The organism is Streptomyces sp. NPDC004435 (genome assembly GCF_042873895.1).
GTDB lineage: Bacteria > Actinomycetota > Actinomycetes > Streptomycetales > Streptomycetaceae > Streptomyces.
On record NZ_JBIAMB010000002.1, the window covers coordinates 364,952 to 387,906 of the forward strand.

Below are 22,955 nucleotides of genomic sequence, written 5' to 3' on the forward strand. Positions count from 1 at the left end.
GGGGTATCAGCTGAGAGTCACCTGACGGTTCGTGAGGCCGCCGCGCGCGCGGCGCTCCTCGGCGGTCAGCGGAGTGTCCACGGCGAGCGCCTCGGTCAGCCGCTCGGCGAACTCGGCGGCCGGCTTCTCGCACTCCTCGGCGGTCATCGCCGACGGCAGGTCCCACACCGGCACCATCAGACCGTGGGCGCGGAAGGAGCCGACGAGGCGGGTGTCCGCGCCGAGCGAGGTGGTGCCGGCGGCCTGGAGGCGGGCGAGCGCGTCGAGGAGCTTCTCCTCCGGGTGCGGCATGACCCAGCGCAGGTGGTTCTTGTCCGGGGTCTCGCACCAGTAGGCGGCGTCGACCGAGGCCAGCTTCACGGTGGGGATCGCGGCGGCGTTGGCCCGCTCCAGGGAGGCGGCGACCTCGGGGTCGGCGCCGTCCGCCGACTGCGGGATCCAGAACTCGAAGCCGGTGTGGACCTCGGGCGCGAAGGCGGCGTCCACGTCGAGCAGGTCCTGGAGGCGCGGGCCCTCGGGCTCGACGCGGCGCGGCGGCACCGGGTTGCCGGGCTCGGTCTCCAGCGCGCGCTGGAGCGTGTCGGCGAGGTCGCGGGACAGGTCGCCGGAGGTGCCGTCGTTCTGCAGGGCGAGCAGGACGGAGCCGTCGTCGCGGCGGAGCGCGGGCCAGGCCATCGGCAGGACCGTCGCGAGCGTCACCGACGGCACGCCCTCGGGCAGCCCGCCCTTGAGGGTGAGCGGGACGGTGGCGGCGGGCACCAGCTCGCGCAGCGCGACCAGGTCGCACTCGCCGGGCAGGCCCTCGAAGGGGCGCTGGACGTGCTCGGTCGCGGCGTGCGCGGCGGCCCGGCCGTGGCACGCCTTGTAGCGGCGGCCCGAGCCGCACGGGCACGGCTCGCGCGCGCCGACGACCGGGATCTCCCCGCTCGTGACCTGTGCCTGGCCGCTCTTGCCGGCCTTCGTCTGGGGGCGCTTCTTGGCCATGGTGTGGCTTTCTCCCGATCGCGGTGCTGTGTCGGGCGCGAGCCTAGCCGCCCGGACGCCCCCGAAGGCTCAGCCGTGCCACGACCACCCGGCGGCGCGACCCCGCCCCCGGACACGCGTCCGGAACGGGCCGCCGCGAGGGAGCACGCGCTCCTCCGCGCCGACTCCGACCGGGTACGTGCTTCTCCGCTCCGGCCCGGGTGGGGTACGTGTTCCCTCACGGCGGGCCCGGTCGGGTACGGACCCGTCCGCTGACGCGCCCGCCGGTACGGGCTCCGTGGCGCGGAGCCCGGGTGGGCGGCGGGTGCCGGAGGCGCCCGTCAGTCCAGGTCGCCGTACGCGTCGAGGAGGTCGAAGCCGGAGCCGCCGGCGCCGACCCGGGCCGCGAAGTCCTCGCGGCGGTGGCCCTCGGTGACGACCACCCAGACCGTGACCTCGCCCGTCGCGCTGTCGCGCACGCCCCAGTCCTGGGCCAGGGCGCCGATGATGTTGAGCCCGCGTCCGCCGCGTGCCGTGACCGAGGGGGTCGACGGGATCGGTCTCGTGGGACCGCCGCCGTCCGTCACCTCGACCGTCAGCCCGCCCGACGGATCCAGCCGCCAGGCCGCCAGCACGTCGCCCTCTCCCCGGTCGCCCCGGCCCAGCGGCCTGCCGTGCCGGCAGGCGTTGCTGAGCAGTTCGGACAGGATCAGGACCGCGTCGTCGACGACCGATTCCGACACCCCGCCGCGGTACAGCTCGTCCCGCATCCGGTGTCGCGCTTCCCCCACGCCCGCAGGGCCATGGGGTACGGCCATGCTCGACGACGTGGGCACCTTCTGTGCCACCACCAACGCCACCCCCGAGACCTCCTTCGCCCCACGCCACCGTGTGGATGCCCCGGGGACCGCGACCGGAAACCGCCTGTTCCGGGTGGGGTGGAGCACAAGTGACGATCGCGTACGCGTCGAACGCGCCGGTGCACACCCCCGGGGCGGCTCCCGTCGCCCCGCCGGAGCCGTGACTCAGGCGCGCCCGAGGTGCGCGAGGACCTGCTTGGGACGGTTGGTGATGATCGCGTCGACCCCGAGCCGCAGGCAGAGTTCGACGTCCTCCGGGTCGTCGACGGTCCAGACGTGGACCTGGTGGCCGGCCTTCTGCAGGCGCAGGATGACGGCCGGATGGTGGCGGACGATCCGGATGGACGGCCCCGCCACGCGCGCGCCCGCGGGCAGGCGCCCGTCGCGCAGGCGGGGGGTGACGAACTGGGTGAGGGAGACGGTGGGGAGGGTCGGCGCGGCGGCGGAGATCCGCTGCAACGAGCGGGCCGAGAAGCTCATGACCCGTACCGGGGACTCCTCGGCCGCCACGGGCGCGTCCAGGCCGAAACGCTTCAGGAGCGCGAGGAGCCGGTCCTCCACCTGCCCGGCCCAGCGGGTGGGGTGCTTGGTCTCGATGGCGAGCTCGACCCGCCGCCCGGCGTCGGAGACGAGCTCCAGGAGCCGTTCCAGGGTGAGGACCGAGGTGTACTCGGGGTCGCCCCAGTCGGGGCTCTCGCCCGTGGCGCCGGCTTCCTGGTCCTCCTTGAACGCCTTCCAGGCGCCGAAGTCCAGGGCGGCGAGGTCGGCCAGTTCGAGCGCCGAGACGGCCCCGCGGCCGTTCGATGTACGGTCGACCCGGCGGTCGTGGACGCAGACCAGGTGGCCGTCGGCCGTGAGCCGTACGTCGCACTCCAGGGCGTCGGCGCCGTCCTCGATGGCCTTCACGTACGCGGCCAGGGTGTGTTCCGGCGCGTCCTCCGAAGCCCCTCGGTGGGCGACGACCTGGACGGGGCCGGGGTGCGGTTGCTGCCGTGCGTGGGTCACCGCGTCATGGTGCCATTGGCGGGGCGGCCCGGGCACGCGGAACCTGTCCGTTCTGTCCGGTTATAAAGAATAGGGTGCGGATGCACAGCTCCGTCTTACCGTGGCCTGACGTCACGTGGGAAAAGCTGGTCCCAGCACCCTGGAGCGACTGTCACCGTCCCCGCGCCGTGAACGAGGAGAGCGAGCTGTGAGCACCGAGAACGAGGGCACCGAGGTTCCGGCGGACCCGACTGCCCCGTCCGCCCCCGCCACGCCTCCCGCCCCCGCCGCGCCGCCGGCCACCCCGCCGGTCGGGCAGGCCCCGCAGCAGGCGCACCAGCCGGCCCCCCAGCCGCAGCACCCCCCGCAGCCGGCCGTGCCGCCCGCGGCGGACGCGCCGACCCAGGTGCAGCCGACGGTCCCGCCCGTGCCCCCGACTCACGCACCGGCCCCGGCGCCCGAGCCCGCGGTGGCGGCCGCGGGCGGCGGTGCCTGGCCGCCCGCCCCGCCGGCCGTACCCGCCTGGGGCGAGCCCGTGCCGCAGCTGCCCGCGGAGCAGGCCGGCCCGCGCAAGCGCTCGGGCGGTCTCGTCGCCGCGGTCCTGGTGGCGGCGCTCGTCGCCGGCGGCATCGGCGGGGGCGTCGGATACTGGGCCGCTCAGCGCGAGGACGACGGCCGGGGGTCGACGACGGTGTCCTCGGGCGAGGCACCGGCCTCTTTCAAGAGAGAGCCGGGCACGGTCGCGGCGGTCGCCGCGAAGGCGCTGCCGAGCGTGGTCACCATCCAGGCGAAGTCCGGCGACGCGCAGGGCGACGGCGGCACCGGCACCGGCTTCGTCTACGACCAGGAGGGCCACATCGTCACCAACAACCACGTGGTGGCGTCGGCGGCGGAGGGCGGCGCCCTCTCGGTGACCTTCTCGGACGGCAGGACGTACGACGCGGAGGTGGTCGGCCGGGCCGAGGGGTACGACGTGGCGGTGCTCAAGCTGAAGGAGGCCCCGAAGGGGCTGAAGCCGCTGCCGCTGGGAGACTCGGACAAGGTGGCGGTCGGCGACTCGACGATCGCGATCGGCGCGCCCTTCGGCCTCTCCAACACGGTGACGACCGGCATCATCAGCGCCAAGAACCGCCCGGTGGCCTCGGGTGACGGCGGCGGCAGCAACTCGTACATGAGCGCGCTCCAGACGGACGCGTCGATCAACCCGGGCAACTCGGGCGGCCCGCTCCTCGACGCGAGCGGCGCGGTGATCGGCATCAACTCCGCCATCCAGTCCACCGGCGGCGGCTTCGGCCAGACGCAGGCGGGCTCGATCGGCCTCGGCTTCGCGATCCCGGTCAACCAGGCCAAGACGGTCGCCGAGCAGCTGATCAAGACCGGCAGGCCGGTCTACCCGGTGATCGGCGCGACCGTGAACATGAACGACAAGGGCGAGGGTGCCAGGATCGCCGAGCAGGGCGCCGGCGGCACCGAGGCGGTCACGCAGAACGGCCCCGCGGCCAAGGCGGGCCTGAAGGCCGGCGATGTGATCACGGGCTTCGACGACCACCCGATCGACAGCGGCCCGTCCCTCATCAGCGAGATCTGGACCCACAAGCCGGGCGACTCGGTCAAGATCACCTACGAGCGCGACGGCAAGTCGGCGACCACGACGGTCGTCCTCGGCGAGCGCACCGGGGACAGCTGACCCACGCGCGCGTAGGCAGGTTCGGCACAAGAGGGGGCGGTGCCGGGGCTTCCCCGGCGCCGCCCCCTCTCCCCACCCGGTACGCTGTAGCCCGCTCCGCCCAAGCGGTCGGGAGCGAGGGTGGGTTGCCCGAGCGGCCTAAGGGAACGGTCTTGAAAACCGTCGTGGCGCGAGTCACCGTGGGTTCAAATCCCACACCCACCGCGGGATGCGAGAGCCCCCGTCCGGCGATGACCGGGCGGGGGCTCTCGTCCGTCGCCGGGACGCCGGAGATGGTCTTCACGTCGGTGTCCGAAGGTGGTGTCCTGGGACGGTGTCCGCAGGCGGTGTCCGGGACGGTGTGGCGGGAGGGCGCGTGGTCGGGGAGCGGGCGGGGTTCGTCAGGTTCCAGGGGGTCGTCAGGCATCCGCGGGGGCACTTCCCCGGGGTCTTCGTCCTGGCCAACGAGCTCGCGGCGCAGGGCAGGCTGAGCGAGGAGCAGTACCGCTTCTGGCGGGCCGGCAACGACTGGTACGACGCCCACTATCCCAACCCGACCCACGTCGACCCCTCCGTGTACGACCCGGCGCTGCACCCCGGAGCGGTGGCCTGGTTCAAGGCGTCCGCGCACGAGCTCATCGCGCGCGTGGACGGCTATCTGGACCTGCTCGCCGCCCATGGGGTCGAGTGTCGGCGTCTGGAGTCCTCGGATCCCGGGCGCATCCTCTACGAGGACGCCTATCAGGTCGTCGTGGCCGCGGAGGGCGGCCGCGGGAGCGGTGAGCGGGAGGAGAGCGGCGTGGTGAGGATCGTGCTCGTACGGGGGGACATCACCGCGGAGGCGGTGGACGCGGTGGTCAACGCGGCGAACTCCTCCCTGCTCGGGGGCGGCGGGGTCGACGGTGCCATCCACCGGAAGGGCGGGCCGGAGATCCTCGCCGCCTGCCAGGACCTGCGTCGCTCGCACTACGGCAAGGGGTTGCCGACCGGGCGGGCGGTCGCGACGACGGCGGGACGGCTGCCCGCGCGGCACGTCATCCACACGGTGGGGCCGGTCTGGTCGGCGGACGAGGACCGCTCCGAGCTGCTGGCCTCCTGCTACCGGGAGTCCCTGAAGGTGGCCGACGAGCTGGGGGACCGCACGGTCGCCTTCCCTGCCATCTCCACGGGCATCTACGGCTGGCCGATCGACGACGGCGCGCGGGTCGCCGTCGAGGCGCTCCGGCAGGCCGAAGCGGCGGGGACGGAGGTCGAGGAGGTGCGATTCGTGCTCTTCGACGCGGTCGCGTACGCCGCCTTCGAGGCCGCCGTCGCCGAGGGGTAGCCGGTCGCCGAGGGACAGCCGTTTCGGAGGATTGCCGGTCGCCGAGGGACAGCCGGTTTCGGAGGATTGCCGGTTCCGGAGGATTGCCGGTCGCCGAGAGCTGACGAGTGGCGAGGGCTGTCGAGTGGTGGGGGCTGTCGAGCGGAGAGGGCGTCGAGTGGCGGAGCTGTCGAGCGGCGATGCGGGTTCGAGTTTCCTTTCCCTTTTTCTGTCCCTGTTCGAGGTGGAGAGGGGTGTCGGTGTCGAATCCCGGTCCGGTTTGTCGGGGGTTCTGCCGTAACGCTTCCTCCCTTGCCGCGTAACGGATCCGGGGGCACGGCGGCGGCCCCGGCCGCTGTGAGCTGGGGGTTTCTCGGCTACGAAGGGTTTATCGGCTTGTCCTCACGCTTGCGGGGGAATCAGCCGCTCCGGGGTGGTTCGCCGGGGATTCGGTGGGCAACTCTGGAGTCGCGACGTCGAGCAGAAAACGACCGGGGCGGTCGGCCAACCTCCCTGGTCAGGGCCGGAGTTCACGGCCTTCCTTCAGAGATCGATCATTCCGTGCACAGCAGACTGGCTTCAGTTCCCGGAGGAACAGACATGGCAAGCATCCGTACCGCCCGCATCGTCGCCGCCGTCGCCGCCCTGCCGCTCGCCGCCGCCTTCTTCGGTGGAGTGGCGCAGGCCGACAACGGCGGTTTCGCGGACGACGGATCGAACACGAGCGTCGCCACGATCATCGGCAGCGGCGTGGGTGGCGACAACAACGGCAACTCGACCACCACGCAGCAGGTGGCGACCGGCTCCGGTGCCTCCAACCAGAACAACACGGCGAGCGTCAACGGCTCCGCCTTCACCCACATCGCCCAGTCGAACAACGTGGTCAACTTCCACCCGTGGTGGTGACGACCCCACGGGGCCGGCCCGAGGGGGCGTGACCGCGGTGTGAACAGCGGCCTGTGCGGCGGTACTTCGGTACCGGCGCGCGGGCCGCTTCGGCGTTCCGCGCGGCGCTCGCCGGTGACGGTGCCCGAAGCCCTCGCCCGTCGCCCGCGTCCTTGACAGGGAAGCCATATCTGACGGACAGTCAGAAACCTTCGCCGTCACCCCGGGAGGCCGTCCCGTGCACCTCGCCCCGACCGAGCGGCAGCTCCTGCTGCGTGCCGAACTCCGCGCGTACTTCCGCGAGACGATGCCCGACGGACCGCCGCCGGCGACCGACGGCGCCGCTCAGCGCCGGCTCCTGCGGCGGATCGGCGCCGACCGGCTCCTGGGACTCGGCTGGCCGGAGGAGTACGGCGGCCAGGGGCGCGGCCCCGACGAGCAGTTCGTCTTCTTCGACGAGGCGTACCGGGCCGGCGCCCCGGTCTCGATGGTCACGCTCAACACCGTCGGTCCCACCCTCATGCGCTACGGCACCGAGGAGCAGAAGGCCACGTTCCTGCCCCGGATCCTGCGCGGCGAATGCGTCTTCGCGATCGGCTACAGCGAGCCCGAGGCGGGGACGGACCTGGCCTCGCTCCGCACCCGGGCGGCCCGGGACGGCGACTCCTGGGTGGTCGACGGGCAGAAGGTCTTCACCTCCAACGCGCAGAACGCGGACTGGATCTGGCTGGCCTGCCGCACCGACCCCGACGCGCCCCCGCACCGGGGCATCTCGATCCTCCTCGTGCCCACCGAGTCCCCGGGCTTCTCCTGGACGCCGATCGAGACCGTCGGCGGGCTCACCACGACCGCGACCTACTACGACGGCATCCGGGTCCCCGCCGGAAACCTGGTCGGCGAGGAGAACGGCGGCTGGGGGCTCATCACCAACCAGCTCAACCACGAGCGCGTCGCACTCGCCGCGATCGGGATGCAGGCGGAGGACTTCTTCGCCGCCGCCCTCGACCGCGCCCGTACACCCGATCCGGTGACCGGCCGGCGCCGGATTGACGAGCCGTGGGTGCGGATCCGGGCGGCCGAGGCGCATGCCCGGCTGGCCGCGACACGCCTGCTCAACTGGCGTCTCGTGGGGGATGTGGGGGCGGGCCGGCTGACCCCCGGCGACGCCAGCGGCGTGAAGTTCGCGGGAACCGAATCGGCGGTGGAGGTGTACCGAATATGTCAGGAGATCGCGGGTGACGCGGGGACGGTGCGAGCGGGATCGCCGGGGGAGCGGGACGGCGGCGAGCTGGAGCGCATGAACCGTGCCGCCCAGATCAACACCTTCGGGGGAGGGGTGAGCGAGGTGCAGCGGGAGATCGTGGCGCAGGCGCGGCTCGGCATGCGGGGGAGGGGGCGGCGATGAGCGGGGAGCGGCGAGCGGGACAGGGACGGCGGCCGCAGGAGGGACCTGACCGGGTGGACGACGGCGGGCGGGGCGGAGGGTCGAATCGGGCCGGTGACAGGCCGGACCGGGCGGGTGACAGGCCGGACCGGCAGGGTGGCGGGCCGGACCGGGCAGGCAGCGGGTCGGACCGGGCAGGTGGCGAGCGGGATCGGCTGTACGAGCGGCTGAAGGCGTACGAGGGGCGGCCGGCGGCCGTCGGGGGGCGCGGCAAGGACCCGGTGAACCTGCCGATGATCCGGCACTGGTGCGAGGCCATGGGGGACACCCACCCGGCGTACCGGGGGCCCGGCGCGGTGGCGCCGCCGACGATGCTCCAGGCGTGGACGATGGGCGGCCTCTCCGGGCACGAGGACCGCTCGGAGGCGTACGGGGAGCTGCTGGGCCTCCTCGACGGGGCCGGGTACACCTCGGTGGTCGCCACCGACTGCGAGCAGGAGTACCTGCGCCCGCTCCGGCCCGGCGACGAGGTCACCTTCGACGCCGTCGTCGAGTCGGTCTCGCCGCGCAAGACCACCAAGCTCGGCACCGGCCACTTCGTGACCACGCGGATGGACGTGCGGGCGGGCGGGGAGCTCGCCGGCACCCACCGCTTCCGGATCCTCAAGTACGCCCCCGCCCCGCGCCCGGCGAAGCCCCCGGCGCCCCCGGAGCGCCCCCGGCGGCCCCGCCCGGTGATCAACCGGGACAACGCCGGGTTCTGGGAGGGCGTCGCCGCGCACCGGCTGCTGATCCAGCGGTGCACGGCCTGCGGGACGCTCCGCTTCCCCTGGCTGCCGGGGTGCGGGGACTGCGGGGCACCGGAATGGGAGACCGTCGAGGCGAGCGGCGACGGCAGGGTCTTCTCGTACGTGGTCATGCACCACCCGCCCTTCCCCGCCTTCGATCCGCCCTACGCGGTCGGGCTGATCGAGCTGGCCGAGGGCGTCCGGATGATCAGCAACGTGGTGGGGGTGCCGTACGACAAGGTCCGGATCGGGATGCCGGTCCGGCTGGAGTTCCTGCGGGTCGACGAGGAGCTGGAGCTGCCCGTCTTCCGTGCCGTGGACGACCGGGACGCCGTGGAAGGCGAAGGGGAGCGCTGACATGGACTTCACGCCCACCGAGGAGCAGGAGGCGGCCCGGGAGCTGGCCGCCAGGATCCTCGGCGACCACTCCACCCACGAGCGGCTCGCCGCCGCCGGCGGTGCCACGGACGCCGGGCTGTGGAAGGCCCTGAGCGCGGCCGGACTGCCCGCCGCCGTCGAGGAGATCGGGCTGCTCGGGCTCGTCCTCCTCCTGGAGGAGCAAGGGCGGGTGACCGCCCAGGTGCCGCTCGCCGCGACCGGGGTGTACGGGATCCTCGCCGTCGCCCGGCACGGCACCGAGGAGCAGCGCGCCCGGCTCCTGCCGGGACTCCGCGACGGGACGACCGTGGCGACCGGGGCCTTCCCGGCGACCGGGGCGGTTACGGCGACCCGGGCGTCTGCGCCGACCGGAGAGGGGGCGGCCGGCGGATCGGGCGGGGGCGCCGACGGGGGTACGGTGCGCTGGGGGCGGCTGACCGGGACCGTCGCCTGGGTGCCGTGGCTGCGGGACGCCGCCTTCGTGCTCGTGCCGGACGCGCGGCGGGCGCTGTGGCTGGTGCGGACCGAGGACGCCGGGGTGGAGCCCGTCGAGCTGACCGCGCCCTGGTCGGCGGGGCGGCTGGTGCTCGAAGGGACGCCCGCCGAGCGGCTCGGCGACGGGGCGGGGGAGGCGGGTCCCTACGAGGACGTGCTCGCCTCCGCCCGGACCGCGTTCGCCGGGCTCCAGGCGGGCGTCTGCGCCGGGTCGCTGGCCCGGGCCGTCGCGTACACCTCCGTACGGGAGCAGTTCGGGCGGCCGCTCGCCACCCGGCAGGCGGTGCAACTGCGGGCCGCCGACGCCCATATGGACACCGAGTCCATCAGGGTCACCGCCTACGAGGCGGCCTGGCGCTCCGACGCGGGCCTCGACTGCTCCCGGGCCGCGCTGACGGCCGCCTGGTGGGCGTCCGAGGCGGGGAAGCGGGTGGTGCACAGCGGGCAGCACCTGCACGGCGGGATGGGCGCCGACCTCGACCACCCCGTCCACCGGCACTTCCTGTGGGGCCGGCAGCTCGACGCCTACCTGGGCGCCGGGACCGAACTCCTCGCCGAGCTCGGCGACCTGCTCGCGAAGGGGGACCCGTCGTGACGGAGAGCGGGGAGGGGGCTGTGCGCGAGGAGGCCGAAGGCAACGAGGCCGTGCGCGGCGAGGCCGTGCGCGAGGGCGCCGGGACGGAGGGCGCCGTGCGGGCCGGGGACGTGCGGGCCGGGGACGTGCTGGCGCCGCTGGAGATCCCGGTGACCCGTACCCTCGTCGTCGCCGGGGCCGTCGCCTCCCGCGACTACCAGGACGTCCACCACGACGCCGAGGCCGCCCGCGCCAAGGGCTCCCCGGACGTCTTCATGAACATCCTCACCACCAATGGCCTCGTCGGCCGCTACGTCACCGACCACTTCGGCCCGGGATCGGTGCTCCGCAGGGTCGCCATCCGGCTCGGTGCCCCCAACTACCCAGGCGACACGATGACGTTGACCGGCTCGGTGGCCGAGGTGGCCGCCGGTCCCGACGGCGCCGTCACCGCCCTCGTCCGCATCGCCGGGGCCAACGGCCTCGGCCACCACGTCACCGGCACGGTCACCGTGGAGGTGCCCCGATGAGCCTGAGCCACCCCGATCTCCTCGGCGGCCGGGCGGCCGTCGCCGGCATCGGCGCGACCGCGTTCTCCAAGGACTCCGGCCGCAGCGAACTCTCCCTCGCCGTCGAGGCGGTGCGCGCCGCACTCGACGACGCCGGGCTCGCCCCCGGCGACGTGGACGGGCTCGTCACCTTCACCATGGACACCAATCCCGAGATCACCGTCGCCCAGGCGGCCGGGATCGGCGAGCTCACCTTCTTCTCCCGCGTCCACTACGGCGGCGGCGCCGCCTGCGCCACCGTCCAGCAGGCCGCGCTGGCCGTCGCCGCCGGGGTCGCCGAGGTCGTCGTCTGCTACCGCGCCTTCAACGAGCGGTCGGGCCGCCGCTTCGGCTCCGGCGTGCAGCAGCGGGAGCCGTCCGCCGAGGGCGCGGCGCTCGGCTGGCAGCTGCCCTTCGGACTGCTGACCCCCGCCTCCTGGGTCGCCATGGCCGCCCAGCGCTACCTGCACACCTACGGACTCACCCCGGAGGTCTTCGGGCACGTCGCCGTCACCGACCGCCGGTACGCGGCGACCAACCCCGCCGCCTGGTTCCACGGCAAGCCGATCACGCTCGCCGACCACGCGGCCTCTCGCTGGATCGCGGAGCCGCTGCGCCTCCTCGACTGCTGCCAGGAGACCGACGGCGGCCAGGCGATCGTCGTCACCACGCCGGAGCGCGCCCGCGACCTGCGGCACCCGCCCGCCGTCGTGCTCGCCGCCGCCCAGGGCGCGGGCCGCAAACAGGAGGCGATGACCAGCTTCTACCGGGACGGGCTGGCCGGGCTGCCCGAGATGGGCGTCGTGGCGCGCCAGCTCTGGCGCACCTCGGGACTTCGCCCGGCCGACATCGACGTGGGCGTCCTCTACGACCACTTCACCCCGTTCGTGCTGATGCAGCTGGAGGAGTTCGGCTTCTGCGGGCCGGGGGAGGGCGGGGAGTTCGTCGCGGCGGAGGCACTGCCGCTCAACACCCACGGAGGGCAGCTCGGCGAGGCGTACCTCCACGGGATGAACGGCATCGCGGAGGCGGTGCGGCAGCTGCGGGGCAGCTCGGTGAACCAGATACCTGGCGCGGCCCGGGTCCTGGTCACGGCCGGTACGGGCGTGCCGACCTCCGGCCTGGTCCTGGGCGCGGACGGCTGACGCCCGACAGGTGACGGCCGGCGCCCGAACGGAGCCCGAACGGAAGGGGTGTCGGCTGACGGACGAGGATGCGGAGGGCGCGGTTCCTCGGGGCGACCCTGACCCCGGGTTGACGGCGGCTCCACCCAGAGGAGGTGGGGGCACCCCGAGGACTCCGACCTGAGGGGGAGCCCGGTTCGGGACCTGGGGCCGATCCGTCCGGTACCCCTCCGCTCCTAGCGTGGAGCCATGACTCCGCCACCCACTGGCCCCGTCTGCGCCGGCGCCTCGACGGTCGCCACCCGGACCGTACGGCGCACGGCCCCGCGCACCTCGCCGGGCCAGGGCCCGCGCCCGTTCGCGTACCCCTCGTTCTCCTCGTTCGTGAAGGCGCGGGGGCCGCTGCTGCTGCGTACCGCCCGCTCGCTGACCGCGAACCCGAGCGACGCCGAGGACCTGCTCCAGACCGCGCTCACCAAGACCTTCGTGGCCTGGGAGCGGATCGAGGACCACCGGGCCCTCGACGGGTACGTGCGCCGGGCGCTGGTGAACACCCGCACCTCGCAGTGGCGCAAGCGGAAGGTCGAGGAGTTCGTCTGCGACGAGCTGCCCGAGCCCGCCGGGCTGCCCGAGCCCGACCCGGCCGAGCGGCAGGTGCTGCACGACGCCATGTGGCGGGCCGTGATGAAGCTTCCGGAGCGGCAGCGGCAGATGGTCGTCCTGCGGTACTACGAGGACCTGAGCGAGGCCCAGACGGCCGAGGTGCTCGGAGTCTCCGTGGGCACGGTGAAGAGCGCGGTCTCGCGCGCGCTGGGCCGTCTGAGGGAGGACCCGGAGCTCACCGCGGGCGTCGCGGCCTGAGCGACGCCCGCGGCCGACCGCGAGCCGCCCGCGTACCGCCCGCGGCCGTCCGGCGTTCCGCCCGCGGCGCCCCGCGTACCGCCCGTGGCCGTCCGGCGTTCCGCCGCAGCGCCCCGCGTACCGCCCCGCGTACCGCACACCGGAGCGCGTCCATCAGGCCCGTCGTTGACATCCGCCAGTGATCACTGGCAATTTCGGTACTCCCGGGTAGTGACATACCGCGCGGTACGTGCGCAGAATCTGCACATCCTTACTGCCACGTAGCGCCCACCGGGAGGACGCCCCGTGTACAGCACCATGCAGGACGTACAGCTCGTCATCAGCCGGATCCTCGAGCACGGCCGACGGATCCACGGCGGGTCCACCGTCACGACCTGGACCGGGGAGCCGGAGCCGCAGCGCCGCACCTTCGCCGAGATCGGCGACCGCGCCGCCCAGCTCGCCAACGCCCTCCGCGACGAGCTGGGCGTCCAGCAGGGCGAGCCCGTGGCGACGCTGATGTGGAACAACGCGGAGCACGTCGAGGCGTACTTCGCCCTGCCGTCCATGGGCGCCGTCCTGCACACCCTCAACCTGAGGCTTCCCCCCGAGCAGCTGGTCTTCATCGTCAAGCACGCCGCCGACCGGGTCGTCCTGGTCAACGGTTCGCTGCTCCCCCTCCTCGCCCCGCTCCTGCCGCACCTGACGACGATCGAGCACGTCGTCGTCGCCGGCCCCGGCGACCGCTCCCTCCTGGAGGGCGTCGCCCCGCGCGTCCACGAGTACGAGGAGCTGATCGCCGGCCGTCCGACCGGGTACGACTGGCCCGAGCTGGACGAGCGCGCGGCCGCCGCCATGTGCTACACCTCCGGCACCACCGGCGACCCGAAGGGCGTCGTCTACTCCCACCGCTCCATCTACCTGCACTCCATGCAGGTCAACATGGCCGAGTCGATGGGCCTCACCGACCGCGACACGACGCTCGTCGTCGTCCCGCAGTTCCACGTCAACGCCTGGGGCCTGCCGCACGCCACCTTCATGACCGGCATCAACATGCTCATGCCGGACCGCTTCCTCCAGCCGGCCCCGCTCGCCGAGATGATCGAGAGCGAGAAGCCGAGCCACGCCGCCGCCGTCCCCACCATCTGGCAGGGCCTGCTCGCCGAGGTCACCGCCAACCCGCGCGACCTCTCCTCCATGCGCCAGGTCACCATCGGCGGCGCCGCCTGTCCGCCCTCCCTCATGGAGGCGTACGACCGGCTCGGCGTCCGCCTCTGCCAGGCGTGGGGCATGACGGAGACCTCCCCCCTCGGCACGATGGCGCACCCGCCGGCCGGGCTGACCGCGGAGGAGGAGTGGCCCTACCGCATCACGCAGGGCCGCTTCCCGGCCGGTGTCGAGGGCCGGCTCGTCGGCCCCGCCGGCGAGCACCTGCCCTGGGACGGCGAGTCGGCCGGTGAGCTGGAGGTCCGCGGCAGCTGGATCGCCGGCGCGTACTTCGGCGGCATCGGCGCGGACCCGCTGCGCCCCGAGGACAAGTTCAGCGAGGACGGCTGGCTGAAGACCGGCGACGTGGGCGTGATCAGCCCCGACGGCTTCCTCACCCTCACCGACCGGGCCAAGGACGTCATCAAGTCCGGCGGCGAGTGGATCTCCAGCGTCGAGCTGGAGAACGCGATCATGGCCCACCCGGCCGTCGCCGAGGCGGCCGTCGTCGCCGTCCCGGACGAGCGGTGGGGCGAGCGCCCGCTCGCGACCGTCGTGCTCAAGGAGGGCGCGGAGGCCGACTACACGACCCTGCGGGACTTCCTCGCCGACGAGGGCGGCATCGCGAAGTGGCAGCTGCCGGAGCGCTGGGCCATCGTGCCGGCCGTCCCGAAGACCAGCGTCGGCAAGTTCGACAAGAAGGTCATCCGCAGGCAGTACGCGGAGGGCGAGCTGGACGTCACCCAGATCTGACGGCTGACGGCTGACGGCTCACGCCTGACGCCTGACGGCTCACGCCTGACGAACCGGACCGGGCAAGGGGCCTCAGGTCTCACGCCCGGACCGGGCAGGTCCCGGATCTGACGCCAGGAAAACGGCAGCGGGGGGAGGGCTTCACGCCCTCCCCCCGCTGCCGTCCGCCGCGCTCAGTTGGTGCCGATCTTCGCCAGCAGGTCGACGATCCGGGCCTGCACCTCGGCGCTGTTGGAGCGCTCGGCCAGGAAGAGGACCGTCTCGCCCGACGACAGCTCCGGCAGCCGCTCGCCGTCGAGGTCGGCCGAGGTGTAGACGACCAGCGGGGTGCGGTTGAGCTGCCCGTTCGCCCGCAGCCAGTCGATGATCCCGGCCCGTCGGCGGCGCACCTGCATGAGGTCCATGACCACCAGGTTCGGCCGGATCTCGCCGGCCAGCGCGACCGCCTCCGTGTCCGTGGCCGCCCGCACCACCTGCATGCCGCGCCGCTCCAGGGTGGCGGCGAGGGCGTCGGCGATGTGCTCGTTCTCCTCGATGACCAGGACCCGCGAGGGGTGCTGCTCGCTGTCGCGCGGCGCGAGCGCCTTGAGCAGGACGGCGGGATCGGCGCCGTACGCCTCCTCCCTGCCCGCCTGCCCGAGTCCGGCCGCGAGCAGCACCGGCACCTCGGCGGCGACGGCCGCCTGCCGCAGCGACTGGAGCGCGGTCCGGGTGATGGGCCCTGTGAGCGGGTCCACGAAGAGCGCGGCCGGGAAGGCGGCGATCTGCGCGTCGACCTCCTCGCGGGAGTGCACGATCACCGGCCGGTAGCCGCGGTCGCTCAGCGCCTGCTGGGTGGCGACGTCCGGTGCGGGCCAGACGAGCAGCCGGCGCGGGTTGTCGAGCGGCTCCGGGGGCAGTTCGTCGTCGACGGGGAGCGGGGTGGGCCGGTTGTCGACCTCGACCGCGCCGCCGGGACCGTCGAGCGGCTCGGGGCCCTCGGCGGATCCCTCGGCGGGCGCTCCTATCGCGTACGCCCGCCCGCGCCCCTCGGACCCGGCGGCGGGCGCCGCCGGCACGGGCAGGGGCGCGGGTACGGGCGGGGACGCCGGTACGGGCGAGGCCGGAGCCGGCGGATCGGCCTCCGGCGGCGTCGCCAGCTTGCGGCGCCGGCCCGAACCGCTGGACGGCGCGGCGACGGGAGTCCCGGCCTGCGCGGGCGGCGCGAAGGGCACCCCCTGGCCGAGCGTCCGCACGCTGAACGCCCGCCCCTGCGTGGAGTCCTTCGGCAGCGGCGCCGGGGCGGGACCCGAGGCCGGAATCGGCGTCGGAGCCGGAGCCGGAGCCGGAGCCGACGTCGGAGCCGGATTCGGCATCGGCAGCTCGGGCGGCAGCGGTACGGAGCCCGTGCCGGTGCCCTTCGCGGGCGTGTCCGTCGAGGCGGCGGGTGCCGAGGGCGCCGGAGCAGCGGGCGGTACGACCACCGGGGCGGCGACCGGCGCGAGACCGGTGGCCGGGACCGGGGTGGCCGGCGCGAGGGAGCCGGGCCCGGCCGGAAGCGGATGCGGCTGCGGCGGGGTGTGACCGGAGGGGGTGGCCACGTCGCGTACGGATGTGTCCCGTACCGCCGCGTGCCCGTCCTCGTCCCGTACGGCCTCCGGCTCCTGCTCCTGCTCCGGGGCCTCGCGGTCGGCGTCGGCCGGCGGCAGCGCGAACGGCGTGCGCGGTCCGGCCTCGGCCGCCGCGGCCCGCTCCTGCGCGGCGGCGAGCGCGCGCCGCCGTCGCCCGGTCGGCCGTTCGGCGTCGTTCCCGCCGTGCACGGCGACCGTCCCCTGCGGGGCGGCCGGGAGGGGCGGGGCCAGCGCGGGCGGACCGGCCGGCTCGACGGCGACGCCCTGCGGCGGCACGGCGGCACCGAGTGCGGGCCGTTCCTGGGCGCCCTCGGCGGCGGTCACCACGGCACCCTCCGCGGGACGGCCCCGGCGGCGGCCGGTCGGTTCGACGCCGGCGGACTGCTGGGCGGGGATGAGTTCGGCCGGAGCGGCGGCCTCTTCCGTACGGGCGCGGCGGCGTCCGCCACCGGCCGCCGGAACGGCCACCGTCCCGGCTCCGCCCTCCGGGGAGACCGGGCTCTCCAGGAAGGCGTCGGTGGAACCGCGGCGGGCCCGGCGTCGCCCGGAACCGCCCGAGGTCCCGCCGTCCGAAGCCTCGGCAGCCTGCGCGGACCCAGAAGCCTGCGCGGGTCCGGAAGCCTGGACGGGCCCAGCGGTCTGCGCGGACCCGGAAGCCTGCGCGGACCCGGAAGCCTGCGCGGGCAGCGCGGGCACCCCCGCACCCGGCTCACTCACTGCGCCCGGCCCGTCCGGCACACCCGGCCCGCCAGGCCGCCCCGGCCCACCAGGCGCACTCGACACGCCCGACGCGCCCGACGTGCCCGAGATGCCCGATGCGTTCGACGCCCCCGGCCCACCCGGCGAAGTGCTCGGGGCCTTAGGGGACTCCAGGGCCTTCGCGTTCCGCGCGCCTCCCCGCTGGTCGGCCGCGGGCTTCGGCTCGGCAGCGGGAACGGTTCCCCGTCCCGCGCCGATCGGCACCTCCAGGACGTACGCGCCGCCGCTCGTCCCCGGCACCTCGTGGGTCTGCACGACACCGCCGTGCGCCGCCACGATGCCGCGCACGATGGGCCCGTGGACCGGGTCGCCGCCGGCGTACGGACCCCGGACCTCGATGCGTACGACCTCGCCGCGCTGTGCCGCCGCGACCACGATCGTCGAGTCGGCGGGGGTGCCCTGCGCCGAGGCACGGGTCTTGCCGGTGGCGTCCACCCCGGCCACGTCGGCGACGAGATGGGCGAGCGCGGTCGTCAGCCGGGCGGCGTCGATCTCGGCCTCGATCGGCGGCGCGTGCACCGCGAACTGCGCCCGGCCGGGGCCGATCAGCTCCACGGCCGCGTCGATGCCGCCGGTCACGATCTCGTCGAGCAGCGCGACCTTCCGGTCCAGCTCCTCCTCGCCCGCGTCCAGACGCTGGTAGCCGAGGACGTTGTCGACGAGCGCGGTCATCCGGGCGTATCCGGCGACCAGGTGGTGCAGCACCTGGTTGGCCTCGGGCCACAGCTGCACGCCGTCGTCGGCGGCCAGCGAACCCAGTTCGCCGCGCAGTTCCTCCAGGGGCCCGCGCAGCGACTCGGCCAGCACGGCGGTCAGCTGGGCGTGCCGGGAGGCGAGGGCCGCGTACTTCTCGGCCTGCGCCTCGCGCTCGGCCGCGTGCCGCTCGGCCCGGTCGGCGAGCTCGACGGCGTGCTTCTCGACCAGCTCCTCGTGCGGCCTGCGGTCGGTGAAGGTCATCACGGCGCCGACGAGCTGGTCGCCGTCCCGCACCGGAGCGGTCGTCAGATCGACCGGCACGCGGTCGCCGGCCTTCGACCAGAGCACCTGGCCGCGCACCCGGTGCTTGCGGCCGGACTTGAGCGTGTCGGCGAGCGGGGACTCCTCGTACGGGAACGGCGTGCCGTCGGCGCGCTTGGCGAGGATCAGCGGGTGGAGCTCGGCGCCGCCCAGCTCACCGGCCCGATAGCCGAGGATCTGCGCGAACGCGGGGTTCACGAGGACGACGCGGCCGTCGGTGTCCGTGCCGACGACGCCCTCGGAGGCGGCGCGCAGGATCATCTCGGTCTGCCGCTGCGAGCGGGCCAGCTCGGCCTCGGTGTCGAGGGTGCCGGTCAGATCGCGGACGACGAGCATCAGCAGCTCGTCACCGGTGTAGCCGCTGTACGAGTCGTACGCCTCCCGCCCGTCCTCCAGGTTGGCGCTCGTCACCTCGACCGGGAACTCGCCGCCGTCGGTCCGGCGGGCCATCATCCGCATCGGTTTGGTGCGGCCCCGCTCGTCGGCGGGGTCGGGCAGGCGCATGGAGCCGGGGATCAGGCGCGAGTCGAACGTCGGCAGCAGATCGAGCAGCCCGCGTCCGACCAGAGCGGTGCCGGGCGTCTCGAACATGCCGAGCGCGATGGTGTTGGCGTTGACGACCGTGCCGTTGCAGTTGACGAGCACGAGACCGTCGGGCAGAGCGTCGAGTATGGCTGCGAGGCGAGCAGCGCCTCGGGATGGCCTGCTGCTCACGACGACGTTTCCTCCCTGACGCCTGCAATTGCCTGCGAGCTGTGCCCGCGGTGTTCGCCGTCCGGCATGTGCCGGGTCGGCGGGCCGGCCCCATCTTGCCCCTCGGGCGGCGGCCCTGTCACTGAGGGAGTCTAACGACACCCCCGATCGTCAGCCCCGGATGCTCGGAAGGAGCGGTTCCACGTTCTCCCAGCGGTCGATCTCGCAGCCGTTCGCGCGGGAGAAACGGGCGTCGATCCGCCGACCCTGCCATGTGCCCGTCACCTGGGCGGTCACCGGCCCTCCGTACACCTGCGCGCACATCCGGTCCGCCGCTACTGGCGCGAAGGGGTTCTCCCCGGCGCGCGCGAAGCCCTCCAGAAGCTCACAGGCACGCTCCGCCGCCGGGTGATCGCTCCCGGCCCGGTCGCCGCAGGTCAGCTTCCAGCTCCCCTCGGCGGCCGGGTTCCCGCTCCCGCTGACGGCGACCGTCAGTGAGTCGGGCGGCGAGAGCAGCGGAAGCGGCGGAAGAGGTACGGCCGCGGCGGCGCCGGCGAGGCCGGCGGCGACAGCGGTGACAGCGGTGACGAGGGAGGTGACCAGGGCGGTCGCGAGAACGGGGCGGCGCAGCGGCATGGAACGACTCCGGATGCGTGGGGGCGGGCCGGGCGGGCCGGTCGGGGAGCGGACGAGGTCGGTCGGGAGCGGGCGGGGCACGCCGGGCACGACCACCGCGCCCCCGCCCCTCTAACGCTCCGGCCGCTGCGGCGTTGCGCAACCGGGGTGCGCCGGGCGGGGAGGCGGGAGGACTGCCGGGAAGGCGGACGGCGACGCGGACGAGGGTGGACAGGCACGCGGACGAGGGCGTGGACAGGGACGCGCCGGGCTTTGCCCTGGGCACCGCCCGCCTAGTACGGTGAAAGCGATTGGTGACACGAGGCGTGCCTGTGTCATCATCTGCACGCACCGTCCGCGCATGCGCGGGGGTGTGGAGGAGGCGTCGCCTAGTCCGGTCTATGGCGCCGCACTGCTAATGCGGTTTGGGCTTTACCGCCCATCGAGGGTTCAAATCCCTCCGCCTCCGCCCTCTCGGAAGCCCCGGCCCCACGGCCGGGGCTTCCGCCGTTCCGGCGACGGACCCACGGCTCCCGCCCCACCTTCCCGTCGAGCCCCTCCCGTCGAGCCCGTCGCGCCTTCTCGTGCGGCCCTCTTGCCCTCGGGCCCGATCCGTGCGGCGCCGCCGCGGGGCTCCGCGTGTGACCCCGGTCTCTTCGCGCCTCCACGGCCGCGTTTCCGCCCCCGGAACCCCCTGCCCCGCCCGCCCGTGCGACCGCTCCCCTGAGTGCGTTTTCGCAGGTCAGAAGGGGTGGGGTAATCGGATTTCACATGGCGGCGGGACTCATGTAATGTTCTTCCTGTCGCCGGGACAGCGGGCCGAAAGGGCCGAAGAACGGAAACAAGAACTAAAAACAAGCACTCGTAGCTTAACGGATAGAGCATCTGACTACGGATCAGAAGGTTGCAGGTTCGAATCCTGCCGAGTGCACACAGATGAGAGGCCCCGGACTTCGTTCCGGGGCCTCTTGCGTTGTGCGCGGAGCGGGAGAGGGCGTTGCCAGGAGGGGGAGGTGTGGGGTTAGGTTCAGGTGATCGTCTTTTTGACTGAAAAGTGGGGGGTAGGGCCATGGCGCTCTTCGGGAACGCGCACGCGATCGATCCGGCGCAGGCGCAGCAGGACTACGCGCGGCTGCTCGGGCAGGGGGAGCAGGTGCACGCCGCGTACCTGCTGATCCGCGACACCATCTTCTTCACCGACCGGCGGCTCGTGCTGGTCGACAAGCAGGGCATCACCGGCAAGAAGGTCGAGTACCACTCGATCCCGTACCGGAGCATCACCCACTTCGCCGTCGAGACCGCCGGCACCTTCGACCTCGACGCCGAGCTGAAGATCTGGATCTCGGGCCAGCAGCTGCCCGTCACCAAGACGTTCACCAAGGGCGTGGACATCTACGAGGTGCAGGCGATCCTCACGCAGTTCGTCGCCCGCTGAGCGTGAATCGGACGGATCCGTCGGGATCCGGACGGATGGGAAGGCCCCGGGTTTACCCGGGGCCTTCCCCTTTTGGGTGAACCCATCTGATTTGCATGTCAGTTGAATATGCCTTCGGCCTACCGTGCGGGTGGAGGTGATGATCGTTGGACGCGATCGACATCGATGACTTCGTACGGGCCGCCGCCGGGGGCCGGTTGAGGCGACTGACCGCCGTCGACGGGGTGCACTGGTTCCCCGTCGTGGACGTGGCCCGGAGGCTCGGGTACGCGGGGCCGCGCGAGGCGCTGCGGAGCGTGGCGCTGCCCGCCTGGTGCCTGGCGCCGGCCCGTGAAGTGGCCCCGGGACCGGACGTACTCGCGCGCAGCGGCATCCGCGGTACCGCGCGCATGGTGAGCCTCCCCGGGCTCGTGCAGCTCGTCACGGCCTGCCGCTCGCCCGAGGCCGGGCCGTTCCGGGCCTGGGTGGGCGAGCTGGTGGCCGAGGTGCAGCGGCACGGCGGCTACGGACTCGAACCGGCACCGGCACACAGCGGGTTCGTCCTGCCGCCCGAACTCGTCGACGTCCTCGTCCGGCTGGAAGGACGGCTCGACGAGGGCGCCGCCGGACTCGCGGGCCTCGCCGGGCACGACTCCTACGCGGAGCTGCTGCGGGAGACGCGGCTCAGCCTCTCAAGGGTCGCCGACTCCCTTGAGCGCTCCTTCGCCGTTCCCCGCCAGCGGGGCGCCGAGAGCCCGCCCCGGCTCAGTGCCCAGGAGCTCGTCGCATCCTGGGAGAGCAGCGGCGACATCAGCGGAGACATGCGGGTCGTCGCCGGCTTCCTCGCCCCCGCCCTCGTCCGCGGCGGCGTCCGCTGCCGGCCCCAGGACGTCACCCGCCGCACCGGCCTCTCCGGCGAGCGCGTCCGCGACTGCGTGCGGCTGCTCATCGAACGGGGCTGCATACGCGAGGTCGGCGACCCCTGCCCGGACGGGACCCGGATCTACGTACTGCCGTGAGCGGCGGCGCGCACCGCGGTGAGTGGTCTCCGCGTACGGCCGTGAGCGGCGGCGCGGTGGGGCCGTGGCGGAGACTGGGGGCGAGAGCGAAGAGGGAGGTGCCGGGGGCGTGTGGCGGAGTGGCGGGCTCGGGTGGAGCGGGGGCTCGGCCGGGCTGCGGTGGTGGGGCGGGCGCGTGAGCCCGGTCGCGTACGGGCAGGACCTCGCCTTCCGGGCCGTGGGCGGCCGGCTCTGCGCCGGGGCGCGGGGGAACGCCTGCCCCGTCGCCGCCGCCGTGCCCGGGCGGTCGACCGGCGGGCTGTGCCCGGAGTGCGCGCGACTCGACCGGGCGCACTCCGTCGCCGCCGACACCTTCGCCGACGACCCCCGGCCCTACCGGGTCTACCTCGCCTGGTTCGGGACCGGCACCGTCAAGGTCGGCATCACCGGGGAGCACCGGGGCGACGCGCGGCTGCGTGAACAGGGGGCCGTCTCCTTCTGCTGGCTCGGACGCGGGCCGCTGATGGCCGCCCGGCGGACCGAGGAAGTGCTGCGGCAGGCGCTCGGTGTGCCCGACCGGGTGTCGTACGAGCGGAAGCGGACGCTGCGGGTCGGGCTGCCCGGAGCCGCCGCCCGTGCGGCGGAGATCGAAGCCCTGTACGGGCGTGCCCTGGACGTCGGCGGCTGGGGGGAGACGCTGGACGTGCTGCCGTTCACCGCGTACGACCACGAAGCGGTCTTCGGCCTCGGCGCGCTGCCGCCGCTCGACGGGACCGTCACCGAGCTGGTCGACGGCGGGATCGTCACCGGGCGGGTGCGCGCCGCCGCCGGGCCCGATCTGCACCTGCTCGCGCCCGACGGGCGCCACCTCGTGCTCGACGGACGGCTGCTCGGCGGCTGGGGGCTGGAGCGGGTCGGGCCGGACGACGCCTGGAGCGTGCCGGTCGGCGCGCCGCCGCCGGAGGACAGGGGCGAGCGGCAGGACGGACTGTTCTGACCCGTCGGCCGGCGTGCCGTACCGGCCGGGCTTCGGGCTCCGGGGGCCGGCGTGCCGTACGGGCCGGGCTCCGGGGGCCGGGAGGTCGTGCGTTGAGTGGG

At 74.1% G+C, this 22,955-nt stretch carries 18 protein-coding genes and 3 tRNA genes; 16 read left to right on the forward strand and 5 right to left on the reverse strand.

Annotation, left to right across the window (positions count from 1 at the left end; translation table 11 throughout):
- Positions 1 to 6: 6 nt before the first annotated feature.
- From ACFYT9_RS04855 to ACFYT9_RS04865, 3 genes are all read right to left on the reverse strand, one after another.
- Positions 7 to 984, reverse strand: a complete 978-nt coding sequence (locus ACFYT9_RS04855; protein WP_376597904.1) for a DUF5926 family protein — start codon at positions 982 to 984, stop codon at positions 7 to 9.
- Between the two features lie 320 nt (positions 985 to 1,304).
- Positions 1,305 to 1,910, reverse strand: a complete 606-nt coding sequence (locus ACFYT9_RS04860; RefSeq protein ID WP_389160963.1) for an ATP-binding protein — start codon at positions 1,908 to 1,910, stop codon at positions 1,305 to 1,307.
- A 78-nt stretch (positions 1,911 to 1,988) separates the two neighbouring features.
- The gene (locus tag ACFYT9_RS04865) at positions 1,989 to 2,828 is read right to left on the reverse strand and encodes a glycerophosphodiester phosphodiesterase (RefSeq protein WP_376597906.1); all 840 of its coding nucleotides are present in this window, start codon (positions 2,826 to 2,828) and stop codon (positions 1,989 to 1,991) included.
- 187 nt (positions 2,829 to 3,015) lie between these two features.
- Between ACFYT9_RS04865 and ACFYT9_RS04870 the strand changes: the two genes are divergently transcribed.
- From ACFYT9_RS04870 to ACFYT9_RS04920, 11 genes are all read left to right on the forward strand, one after another.
- On the forward strand, positions 3,016 to 4,494 hold the full coding sequence (locus ACFYT9_RS04870; protein WP_389160966.1) for a S1C family serine protease: 1,479 nt from the start codon (positions 3,016 to 3,018) through the stop codon (positions 4,492 to 4,494).
- A gap of 119 nt (positions 4,495 to 4,613) precedes the next feature.
- Positions 4,614 to 4,698, forward strand: a tRNA-Ser gene (locus tag ACFYT9_RS04875).
- 574 nt (positions 4,699 to 5,272) lie between these two features.
- Positions 5,273 to 5,797 (forward strand): O-acetyl-ADP-ribose deacetylase, encoded by a 525-nt coding sequence (locus ACFYT9_RS04880; protein ID WP_389161100.1) that lies wholly within the window; start codon positions 5,273 to 5,275, stop codon positions 5,795 to 5,797.
- Between the two features lie 579 nt (positions 5,798 to 6,376).
- Positions 6,377 to 6,682 carry a hypothetical protein gene (locus ACFYT9_RS04885; RefSeq protein ID WP_360316376.1) on the forward strand — a complete coding sequence of 102 codons (306 nt, stop codon included), beginning with the start codon at positions 6,377 to 6,379 and terminating at the stop codon, positions 6,680 to 6,682.
- Positions 6,683 to 6,899: 217 nt separating this feature from the next.
- On the forward strand, positions 6,900 to 8,066 hold the full coding sequence (locus tag ACFYT9_RS04890; protein WP_389160967.1) for an acyl-CoA dehydrogenase family protein: 1,167 nt from the start codon (positions 6,900 to 6,902) through the stop codon (positions 8,064 to 8,066).
- Positions 8,063 to 9,190: a bifunctional MaoC family dehydratase N-terminal/OB-fold nucleic acid binding domain-containing protein gene (locus ACFYT9_RS04895; protein ID WP_389160968.1), complete on the forward strand. Its 1,128-nt coding sequence runs from the start codon at positions 8,063 to 8,065 to the stop codon at positions 9,188 to 9,190. Before ACFYT9_RS04890 ends, ACFYT9_RS04895 begins: the two co-directional genes overlap by 4 nt.
- A 1-nt stretch (position 9,191) precedes the next feature.
- Positions 9,192 to 10,301 (forward strand): acyl-CoA dehydrogenase family protein, encoded by a 1,110-nt coding sequence (locus tag ACFYT9_RS04900; RefSeq protein WP_389160970.1) that lies wholly within the window; start codon positions 9,192 to 9,194, stop codon positions 10,299 to 10,301.
- 110 nt (positions 10,302 to 10,411) lie between these two features.
- A complete protein-coding gene (locus ACFYT9_RS04905) occupies positions 10,412 to 10,810 on the forward strand; it encodes a MaoC/PaaZ C-terminal domain-containing protein (RefSeq protein ID WP_389161102.1) in 399 nt (132 codons plus the stop codon).
- The gene (locus ACFYT9_RS04910) at positions 10,807 to 11,973 is read left to right on the forward strand and encodes a lipid-transfer protein (protein ID WP_389160972.1); all 1,167 of its coding nucleotides are present in this window, start codon (positions 10,807 to 10,809) and stop codon (positions 11,971 to 11,973) included. The genes ACFYT9_RS04905 and ACFYT9_RS04910 overlap by 4 nt, the downstream gene beginning before the upstream one ends.
- A 228-nt stretch (positions 11,974 to 12,201) precedes the next feature.
- Complete coding sequence (locus ACFYT9_RS04915) at positions 12,202 to 12,813, forward strand: SigE family RNA polymerase sigma factor (protein ID WP_376597526.1); 612 nt, start codon at positions 12,202 to 12,204, stop codon at positions 12,811 to 12,813.
- A gap of 285 nt (positions 12,814 to 13,098) precedes the next feature.
- Positions 13,099 to 14,751: a long-chain fatty acid--CoA ligase gene (locus ACFYT9_RS04920; RefSeq protein ID WP_389160974.1), complete on the forward strand. Its 1,653-nt coding sequence runs from the start codon at positions 13,099 to 13,101 to the stop codon at positions 14,749 to 14,751.
- A 173-nt stretch (positions 14,752 to 14,924) separates the two neighbouring features.
- Here the strand turns inward: ACFYT9_RS04920 and ACFYT9_RS04925 are convergent, their stop codons facing one another.
- Positions 14,925 to 18,851 (reverse strand): PAS domain-containing protein, encoded by a 3,927-nt coding sequence (locus ACFYT9_RS04925; protein WP_389160975.1) that lies wholly within the window; start codon positions 18,849 to 18,851, stop codon positions 14,925 to 14,927.
- 150 nt (positions 18,852 to 19,001) lie between these two features.
- Positions 19,002 to 19,466 carry an SSI family serine proteinase inhibitor gene (locus ACFYT9_RS04930; protein ID WP_389160977.1) on the reverse strand — a complete coding sequence of 155 codons (465 nt, stop codon included), beginning with the start codon at positions 19,464 to 19,466 and terminating at the stop codon, positions 19,002 to 19,004.
- Between the two features lie 357 nt (positions 19,467 to 19,823).
- Here ACFYT9_RS04930 and ACFYT9_RS04935 point away from each other — a divergent pair.
- From ACFYT9_RS04935 to ACFYT9_RS04955, 5 genes are all read left to right on the forward strand, one after another.
- Positions 19,824 to 19,914: transfer RNA gene (locus ACFYT9_RS04935), tRNA-Ser, on the forward strand.
- 389 nt (positions 19,915 to 20,303) lie between these two features.
- A tRNA-Arg gene (locus ACFYT9_RS04940) sits at positions 20,304 to 20,376 on the forward strand.
- Positions 20,377 to 20,514: 138 nt separating this feature from the next.
- On the forward strand, positions 20,515 to 20,880 hold the full coding sequence (locus ACFYT9_RS04945) for a PH domain-containing protein (protein ID WP_360315850.1): 366 nt from the start codon (positions 20,515 to 20,517) through the stop codon (positions 20,878 to 20,880).
- Positions 20,881 to 21,026: 146 nt separating this feature from the next.
- On the forward strand, positions 21,027 to 21,878 hold the full coding sequence (locus ACFYT9_RS04950) for a BRO family protein (protein WP_389160979.1): 852 nt from the start codon (positions 21,027 to 21,029) through the stop codon (positions 21,876 to 21,878).
- Between the two features lie 109 nt (positions 21,879 to 21,987).
- A complete protein-coding gene (locus ACFYT9_RS04955) occupies positions 21,988 to 22,854 on the forward strand; it encodes a DUF2797 domain-containing protein (protein ID WP_389160981.1) in 867 nt (288 codons plus the stop codon).
- Positions 22,855 to 22,955: the final 101 nt, after the last annotated feature.

Excerpts from the sequence above, each read along its gene's own strand:
- ACFYT9_RS04945 (WP_360315850.1), top strand. The coding sequence starts at position 20,515 with ATGGCGCTCTTCGGGAACGCGCACGCGATCGATCCGGCGCAGGCGCAG.
- ACFYT9_RS04855 (WP_376597904.1), bottom strand. The coding sequence starts at position 984 with ATGGCCAAGAAGCGCCCCCAGACGAAGGCCGGCAAGAGCGGCCAGGCA.
- ACFYT9_RS04910 (WP_389160972.1), top strand. The coding sequence starts at position 10,807 with ATGAGCCTGAGCCACCCCGATCTCCTCGGCGGCCGGGCGGCCGTCGCC.
- ACFYT9_RS04895 (WP_389160968.1), top strand. The coding sequence starts at position 8,063 with ATGAGCGGGGAGCGGCGAGCGGGACAGGGACGGCGGCCGCAGGAGGGA.
- ACFYT9_RS04930 (WP_389160977.1), bottom strand. The coding sequence starts at position 19,466 with ATGCCGCTGCGCCGCCCCGTTCTCGCGACCGCCCTGGTCACCTCCCTC.
- ACFYT9_RS04885 (WP_360316376.1), top strand. The coding sequence starts at position 6,377 with ATGGCAAGCATCCGTACCGCCCGCATCGTCGCCGCCGTCGCCGCCCTG.
- ACFYT9_RS04900 (WP_389160970.1), top strand. The coding sequence starts at position 9,192 with ATGGACTTCACGCCCACCGAGGAGCAGGAGGCGGCCCGGGAGCTGGCC.
- ACFYT9_RS04915 (WP_376597526.1), top strand. The coding sequence starts at position 12,202 with ATGACTCCGCCACCCACTGGCCCCGTCTGCGCCGGCGCCTCGACGGTC.